The organism is Sphingomonas mali NBRC 15500 (genome assembly GCF_001598415.1).
Taxonomy (GTDB): Bacteria; Pseudomonadota; Alphaproteobacteria; order Sphingomonadales; family Sphingomonadaceae; genus Sphingomonas; species Sphingomonas mali.
On the sequence record NZ_BCYX01000082.1, the window covers coordinates 1 to 7,290 of the forward strand.

The window sequence follows — 7,290 nt, forward strand, 5'->3', positions numbered from 1 at the left end:
AGCGGTGGGAGGGTGAGGGTCTTCTTCCTTCTTCTGTCTCAACGCCTGCCTGGAAGAAGGAAGAAGACCCTCACCCAACCCTCTCCCGCAGGCGGGAGAGGGCTACGGCGTGTCGCCCGCGCATGTCGTATTTCACCTATCCCGGCTTGACCAGCGCGGCATGGAGGGCGGAAAGTGCCGCCAGGGGTGCCAAAATGGACGTCGAACTCGCCGAAGAACGCGTGCTGATCCTCGCCGACCGGTTCAATATGGACCATGCCGAGGGGCGCGCCTGGACCAAGCGGACCGACGCGTTCGGGACGATGGCCAAGATCACCGGGTTCCTGTCGCGGCCCAGGGACGACGATCATGAAGTGATCTATCGCGAGCGCCGGTTGCAGCCCTTCTTCCGCATCGGCTGCACCGCCACGATGACCTATGAGCGGCGCAAGGACTATCGCGTCGCGGTCGATGCCAACGTGACCAACGTCGAGATTGATGGCAGGATGCACGTCGTCACTGGCGGCGCCTATACGCTGACCGGCACCGAAACCTGCCACGACGAAATCCACCGCGAAGTCTATTACGACGCGATCAGCGGCAGCCCCGACCCAAGCGCCGCGCAGTATCTCCAGCACGAGGCCAAGGTCATCGACGCCGCAGGCCTTGCCAAGGCGGCCGCCGAAGGCGCGGTGGTGGTGCCGCCCGCGGCCAAGGCGTCGATGCTGGTGCGCGACGTGCTGGCGAGCTCGATCGAACGGATCGAGGCCGACAAGGTGCTGGAAGAGAAGCTCTCGCTCCACCACATCGATCTCTATTACCGCCCGGTCTACGCCTTCCGCTATCGCTGGCAGGGCAAGGAAGCGGTGGTCGAGTTCGACGGCGTCACCGGCGAGACGCGGACCGGCGGCAGCACGTTCGAGCAATTCCTCGGGCACAAGATCGACGCCGAATTCCTGATCAATGCCGGGGTCGAGGCGGCAGGTATCTTCATTCCCGGTGCGCGGCTCGCCGAGATCGTCATTTCGAAGAGCCTGAAGGCGCAGAAGGACAAGAAGAATTAATGTGGCGCTGACTGAGCCGGGTTACCAACTGGTCCGATTCGATCCGATTGCTTATTGGAACGCGTGATGACTCACGCCACGCTTTCGTCCGCCGCGCGTCACGCCGAGCTCCACGCCGCCCAGGATCTGGCTCTGGTGCTGTTGGACCGGATCGAGGCGTTGGGGCTGATCAGGGCCGGCCGCACCGAGCGCGAGGTCGAACAGGACATCTATGCCCTCGCGCGCGACGAATTCGGCGTCGAGAAGCATTGGCACAAGCGGATCGTCCATGCCGGCGTCAACGGCCTCGCCACCGCTCGCGAGAATCCGCCGGTCTTGACGATCGCCGACGATGACTTGGTGTTCCTCGATCTCGGCCCCGTGTTCGACGACTGGGAAGCCGATGTCGGACGCTCTTATGTCGTGGGCAGCGACCCCGACAAGGCTCGGCTCGTCGCCGACCTCCCCGTCCAGTTCGACAAGGTGAAGGCGCATTTCGATGCCAATCACGATATCACAGGCGCCGAGCTCTATGCCTTCGCCTGCGATAGCGCGGCGGCGGCGGGCTGGCGCTTCGGTGGAGTGATCGCAGGGCACGTCGTCGGCGAATTCCCGCACGCGCATCTGCCGGGCGACAAGGATTTCTACCGGATCAATCCGGAGAACACGACGCGGCTGCGCGACCCGGATCCCAATGGCAATGAGCGCTTCTGGATACTCGAAATCCACCTGGTCGATCCTGCCGGGCGTTATGGCGGTTTTTACGAACGCCTGATGTCCTGATCCGGCTTGTTCGGCATGCTTTTGCTGCCATAAGGCGGTGCATGAAAGGCACCACCCTTCGCAGCTTGCGCCAATGGCACCATTATATCGGCGTCTTCCTGGCCCCCGCGTTTCTGTTCTTTTCCTTCAGCGGCCTGATCCAGGTCCTGGGGTGGCAGGATTTGAAAAACCCGCCCCCGGCCGGTTGGGTCTCGGCGATCGCTAGCATCCACAAGCATCAGATGCTGCCCAAGCCCCGCCCGGCGGAACCCGCGCGCAAACCCGCTGCCGCGAAGCACGCGGACGGCGATGACGACCACGATCACGGCGGATTCACGCCGCTCAAAATCTTCGCGTTGCTGACCGCGATCGGCCTGTTCACTACCACGCTGATCGGCCTGACCATCGCGCTCGGCACGCGCAACCTGCGGCGCCAGGCATTGATCGCGCTGGGGCTGGGCATTGTCGTGCCGGTCATTCTCCTGATCGTGTGACATGGCGCTCGACCGCCAGCCGCATCTGATCGGCGAGCTGATCGAGCTTCGCCCGGCGACACCCGACGATTTCGGCGCCTTGTTCGTGGTCGCCAGCGACCCGCTGATCTGGGAAGTCCATCCGGCGCATGACCGCTGGCAGGAGCCGGTGTTCCGTCGCTTCTTCGCCGACGGCCTCGCCTCGGGCGGAATGCTGGTGGCGATCGACCGCGCGAGCGGCGCGGTTATCGGCAGTTCACGCTACGATTTCGGGCGCGCCGAGCCGGACGAAGTGGAGATCGGCTGGACCTTCCTGGCACGGTCGCATTGGGGTGGGCGCTTCAACGGTGAGATGAAGCGGCTGATGCTCGATCATGCCTTTACCGGCGTATCGCGCGTGATGTTCATGATCGGCGACACCAATATCCGCTCGCGCCGCGCGGTCGAAAAGATCGGCGGCAAGCTGACCGATCGGCTCCATCACGCCGAGATGGCGGGCAAACCGGTGACGCATGTCATCTACACGATCGACCGCGGGACCAAGGCCGGATAATTTTCGAATCGCTTTGGCCGCAAACGCCGGGATGTGGTGGCCCGCGCAGGCGCCTACATAGGCTGCATGACGACCGAGAACCCCATCGATATCGACGCCGCCTGGGCGGCATTCGAGGTCCGCGATCGCGCGCAGGACGGACGCTTCGTCGTCGCGGTCAAGACCACCGGCATCTATTGCAAGCCGAGCTGTCCGGCGCGGCATCCGCGGCGCGAGAATGTCAGCTTCTATCGCGACGCCGCCGAAGCGCGTGACGCCGGGTTCCGCGCTTGCCTGCGTTGCAAGCCCGACGAAGTCGGCCGAGATCGCGTCGCGGTGGCCAATGCCATCGCGCTGCTCGAAGCTGCCGAGGACGCGATCTCGCTCGAGGAGCTGGCGGCGGAGGTCGGCTACGCGCCGCACCATTTCCATCGCCTGTTCAAGCGCGCCACCGGCGTGACCCCTGCTGCCTATCTCCGCGGCCTGCGCGCCACCCGCGTCGCACACGCGCTCAAGGAAGAGGCGTCGGTCACCAATGCGATCTACGAGGCCGGCTATTCGGCACCGAGCCGCTTCTACGAAGGCGGCGCCAAGCGGTTGGGCATGACGCCAAGTGCCTGGCGCCAGGGCGGGGCGGGGGTAACGATCCGCTGGACCGTCGCCGACACCAGCCTGGGCAAATTGCTGATCGCATCGACCGACAAGGGCTTGTGCCGTGTTTCGTTCGACGAGGATGCGCTTGACCTCGCCAGACATTTTCCCAAGGCCGAGATCGTCCCGGGCGGTGCAGCGCTGGGTGATCTCGCCGCACGCGTGGTGGCCAAGGTCGAATCGCCCGATCGCGACCAGAATCTGCCGCTCGACGTCCAGGGAACCGCATTCCAGGAAGCGGTGTGGCAAGCGTTGCGCGATATCCCGGCGGGCGAGACGCGGTCCTATGGCGAGCTCGCCGCGATCGCGGGAAGTCCCAAGGCAGTACGTGCCGTCGGCAGCGCGTGCGGCGCCAATCATGTCGCGGTCGTCATCCCCTGCCATCGCGCGCTGCGCAGCGACGGCTCGATGGGCGGCTATGCCTATGGCGTCGACCGCAAGACAGTTCTGCTCGATCGTGAAGGAGTGAAGTAATGGCGTATGTGATCCGCGGGCTCGACCCCACCCCGTTCAGGCCGCTCTATGGCCTGAGCGACGGCGAGCTCGCCGCGTTCGGCGCGGTGCGCCGGCGCGCCGACGAGAAGCCCGGTTTCCCCTGCCGCGTGACGCTGGAGGATGCCGAGCCGGGCGAGGACCTGATCCTGATCAACTACCAGCATCTGCCGGTCGATAGCCCCTATCGTGCGACCTATGCGATCTTCGTTCGCGAGGGCGCCGAGCAGGCGGCGGAATATCGCGACGCGGTGCCGGAGCAGCTGGCGCGTCGCTTGCTCGCTTTGCGCGCGTTCGATGCCGACGGCATGCTGCTCAAGGGTGACGTGATGGACGGGGGTGAGTTGGCCGAGGCGATAGAGCCGTGGCTGGAGGATCCGAAGGTTGCCTATCTCCAGGCGTATAATGCTCGGCCGGGGTGCTTCGCCGCGCGGATTGACCGAGCGTAACGATCGGTGATCCCGCCGTCGCGGGAACACGTCTTCAAGTTCGTCACCCCGGCCTTGTGCCGGGATCCAAGGCGCCACAAGCGCAGGCGTCGAACCTCAGGCTTTTCACCCAGACTTCCGTTGGACCCCGGCACAAGGCCGGGGTGACGGTGAGGATGCGCGCCGACCTCTACTGCGCCGGCCTTTTCGCCCCCGGCCGCGCTACCGCATACATTGCCCAGGCATTGTCCTTCATCAGCGCCATCTTGTCGTCGCCGCGCGCATAGAGGTCGAAATGCGTCTTGTCGGGCAGATAGGTGAAGCTCGCCTTGATCCGCGCCCTGGCCATCGCCGCCTCGAGCAGATGCGCCGGGCCGTCGAGATAGAAAGTGTCGGCGGTGCCCACGGTCAGGTGGATCTTCCCGTCGAGATCGGGGCGCAGCACCGCGGCGTCACGCGTGACGATGTTGGCGACGTCGTAATTGTCGCGCCAATAGGCAACCACCGCAGGGTCGATCTTGCCGGTCGCGCGATCGAAGACCGGCACCGGCCGGCCGTCGGCGCCGCGCGGGCTGAACACCCATTCGAACGAGGCGATCTGGCCGCCATAGGGGCCGAGCACCGCTTCTGCGCGGGCGAACTGCTCCATCGTCGCGATCAACTTGCCGTGATCGCGGACCAGCGGGATCGGCTCACCCTTGGCATCGCGATAGAAATTGGCGTTCGCTGCGTAGAGGTCGATATTGGTGAAGTTGTGGAAGTCGCTCGGGTCGGGCGAGGTCGGCCAGCTGCCGCCGAACAGTTTCGGATAACGGACTTGCAGCCATAAGGTCGACCAGCCGCCCGAACTGTGCCCGGTCAGGAAACGCCCGCTGGGCCTGGCGTCCATCGCATATTGGCGTTCGAGTGTGGGGATCAGTTCCTCGGTCAGCGCCTTGCCCCACGGACCGTTATTGACCGAGTCGGCGAATTCGTTGGTGCCGGTCGCCCCGCTATGGTCGAGGAATACCCAGATCATCGGCGGCAGCGAATGATCGGCCATCATCGCCGAGATCCTGGCACCCTGCATCCGCTCCGACGCGAGCGTCCCGCCGAAACCGCTATCCGAATAGACGGTCGGAAATTTGGTCTTACCGTCATAGCCGGGCGGCAGCGCGACCCAGCCGCGGATCGCTATCGGCGTGCCGCGGAAGGCGGTCAGCGCAGTGCTCTGGAGCTCGACCGGCTTGAGCTGGGCGAGGGCAGCTTCGACCTTTGGCCGCTCGTTGGCCGGGAGCCGTTCGAGCATCGCCGCCGGATCGCTCGCCGGCACCATGCTGTCGAGCGCAATCGTCGGCAGCTTGCCGGGCAATGTCACCTCGACCACTTTCGACACCAGGTCGCCCGCGTCGCGGCCGCCGTAATTGTAATTGTGGTTGCGATCGAGCACCGCCTGGACGCGATAGGTGCCGGGCGGCAGGCTCGACAGCGGCGCGGGGAAGGCGTCCGCCTCGCCGTCGATCTGCGCGATCGTCGTTGGGCCGAGGTCGCTCACCTCTCGCGCGGCGATCGACGCGCCGGTCGGTTCGAACGGCGAGAAATCGACTGCGGCCGCGGGCTTGGCGTCGGGCTTGGCCTTTTCGGCGAAGACGATCAGTCGCCCCGAAAAATGATCGCCCAGCGCGGGCGCTACGGTAACCGGGATGACCACCGGAGACCTGGGCGTCTCGGCCGCACCGATCAACGCAAGGCAGGCAAATACCGCAAGTCGCTTCATCACAATCCCCCCAAATGCCCGGCGACGCCGCTCGGGCACTATCGGCCGCCGCGCCGCCGATCTGGTCGACAAGGTCAATCCCATTACTCGCTACCTGACCTGCTTGCGCAATACACCTTCTGCGTTAGGCTGACTCACTCAAAGTGAGGAAAGCGGCTGCATGCGACCGATCGAGCCGAATACGCCGCCGAACAGCCCTGCGTGGCGAGTCGTCCACCATCCGATGATGTTGCTGTTGCTCAGCGTGCCGATGATTTTCGCCTGCGCGATCCTGAGCAGCGCGGTGGGCCATATCTTGAAGGCCAGTCACACCGATGCCGGCGGGGTCGCGGCCGCGGTGATCGGGGCGGCGATCTTCTTTGGTGCCTATTGGGCCTTCGTCCGCTTCGTCGAGCGCCGCCCGGTCGTCGAGTTCGCCTTTCGTCCGGCGCTGCCCGAGCTCGCCATCGGCATTGCCGGCGGGATCGCGATCCTGGCGGCGATCGTCGGGGTGATGGCGTTGCTCGGCGCCTATCGCGTGATCGGCTATAACGGCCCCGAGATTCTCGCTTTGCCTCTGGCGATCGGCATCTTCCCCGGGTTCAGCGAAGAGATAGCGTTGCGCGCCTTGTTCTTCCGGCTGTTCGAACGATGGCTGGGAAGCTGGGCGGCGCTCGTGCTGTCGGCGTTCTTGTTCGGCTTCGGTCACATCTTCAATCCCGGCGCGACCTGGGTGGCCGCGGTCGGGATCGCATTCGAAGCGGGGATCATGCTTGCCGCGCTCTACATGATCACGCGGCGGCTCTGGATGGCGATCGGGCTGCACGCCGCGTGGAATTTCGCCGAGGGCGGCATCTTCGGCACGCCCGTCTCGGGGCTTCAGGTTCCGGGATTGCTGCGTCCCTGGATCGGCGGACCGGAGCTCGTCACCGGCGGCAGTTTCGGACCGGAGGCGTCATTGCCGGCCATGGCCGTCGCGACAACGATCGGCGTTGCCCTGCTCTACATCGCGTGGCGGCGCGGGCAATTCATCGCGCCGTCCTGGGTCCGCCGGCGTCAGGGACCGAACCCAACTACCGCGAGGTCGTGACGGAGCCGATTTTGGTGTCCGGCGAGGAGCAAGGAGGGAGCGATGCTTGTAGGATCGTGACCGACGCGCGACGACGTCCGGGCGGCAGAATCGGCCCGCCGCTTT

General features: G+C 65.3%; 8 protein-coding genes. 7 read left to right on the top strand and 1 reads right to left on the bottom strand.

Going from position 1 to position 7,290, the window contains the following annotated elements:
• The first annotated feature begins 194 nt into the window (after positions 1-194).
• From SMA01S_RS23685 to SMA01S_RS23710, 6 genes are all read left to right on the top strand, one after another.
• Positions 195-1,043: a hypothetical protein gene (locus SMA01S_RS23685; protein WP_157094123.1), complete on the top strand. Its 849-nt coding sequence runs from the start codon at positions 195-197 to the stop codon at positions 1,041-1,043.
• A 66-nt stretch (positions 1,044-1,109) separates the two neighbouring features.
• On the top strand, positions 1,110-1,805 hold the full coding sequence (locus SMA01S_RS23690) for a M24 family metallopeptidase (protein ID WP_066827900.1): 696 nt from the start codon (positions 1,110-1,112) through the stop codon (positions 1,803-1,805).
• A 41-nt stretch (positions 1,806-1,846) separates the two neighbouring features.
• Entirely contained in the window at positions 1,847-2,278 is a 432-nt protein-coding gene (locus SMA01S_RS23695; protein ID WP_066827904.1) for a hypothetical protein, read from the top strand.
• 1 nt (position 2,279) lies between these two features.
• The gene (locus SMA01S_RS23700; RefSeq protein ID WP_066827906.1) at positions 2,280-2,810 is read left to right on the top strand and encodes a GNAT family N-acetyltransferase; all 531 of its coding nucleotides are present in this window, start codon (positions 2,280-2,282) and stop codon (positions 2,808-2,810) included.
• Positions 2,811-2,876: 66 nt separating this feature from the next.
• Complete coding sequence (gene ada, locus SMA01S_RS23705; protein ID WP_066827908.1) at positions 2,877-3,914, top strand: bifunctional DNA-binding transcriptional regulator/O6-methylguanine-DNA methyltransferase Ada; 1,038 nt, start codon at positions 2,877-2,879, stop codon at positions 3,912-3,914.
• Complete coding sequence (locus SMA01S_RS23710) at positions 3,914-4,381, top strand: DUF1203 domain-containing protein (RefSeq protein WP_066827910.1); 468 nt, start codon at positions 3,914-3,916, stop codon at positions 4,379-4,381. The genes ada and SMA01S_RS23710 overlap by 1 nt, the downstream gene beginning before the upstream one ends.
• Positions 4,382-4,550: 169 nt before the next feature.
• Here SMA01S_RS23710 and SMA01S_RS23715 read toward each other — a convergent pair whose 3' ends face one another.
• Positions 4,551-6,116, bottom strand: coding sequence for an alpha/beta hydrolase (locus SMA01S_RS23715; RefSeq protein ID WP_066827912.1), 1,566 nt, complete (start codon positions 6,114-6,116; stop codon positions 4,551-4,553).
• 160 nt (positions 6,117-6,276) lie between these two features.
• On the opposite strand from SMA01S_RS23715, the gene SMA01S_RS23720 reads away from it, so the two are divergent.
• Positions 6,277-7,185, top strand: coding sequence for a CPBP family intramembrane glutamic endopeptidase (locus tag SMA01S_RS23720; protein WP_066827914.1), 909 nt, complete (start codon positions 6,277-6,279; stop codon positions 7,183-7,185).
• Positions 7,186-7,290: the final 105 nt, after the last annotated feature.

Excerpts from the sequence above, each read along its gene's own strand:
- SMA01S_RS23685 (WP_157094123.1), top strand. The coding sequence starts at position 195 with ATGGACGTCGAACTCGCCGAAGAACGCGTGCTGATCCTCGCCGACCGG.
- SMA01S_RS23690 (WP_066827900.1), top strand. The coding sequence starts at position 1,110 with ATGACTCACGCCACGCTTTCGTCCGCCGCGCGTCACGCCGAGCTCCAC.
- SMA01S_RS23695 (WP_066827904.1), top strand. The coding sequence starts at position 1,847 with ATGAAAGGCACCACCCTTCGCAGCTTGCGCCAATGGCACCATTATATC.
- SMA01S_RS23700 (WP_066827906.1), top strand. The coding sequence starts at position 2,280 with ATGGCGCTCGACCGCCAGCCGCATCTGATCGGCGAGCTGATCGAGCTT.
- ada (WP_066827908.1), top strand. The coding sequence starts at position 2,877 with ATGACGACCGAGAACCCCATCGATATCGACGCCGCCTGGGCGGCATTC.
- SMA01S_RS23710 (WP_066827910.1), top strand. The coding sequence starts at position 3,914 with ATGGCGTATGTGATCCGCGGGCTCGACCCCACCCCGTTCAGGCCGCTC.
- SMA01S_RS23715 (WP_066827912.1), bottom strand. The coding sequence starts at position 6,116 with ATGAAGCGACTTGCGGTATTTGCCTGCCTTGCGTTGATCGGTGCGGCC.
- SMA01S_RS23720 (WP_066827914.1), top strand. The coding sequence starts at position 6,277 with ATGCGACCGATCGAGCCGAATACGCCGCCGAACAGCCCTGCGTGGCGA.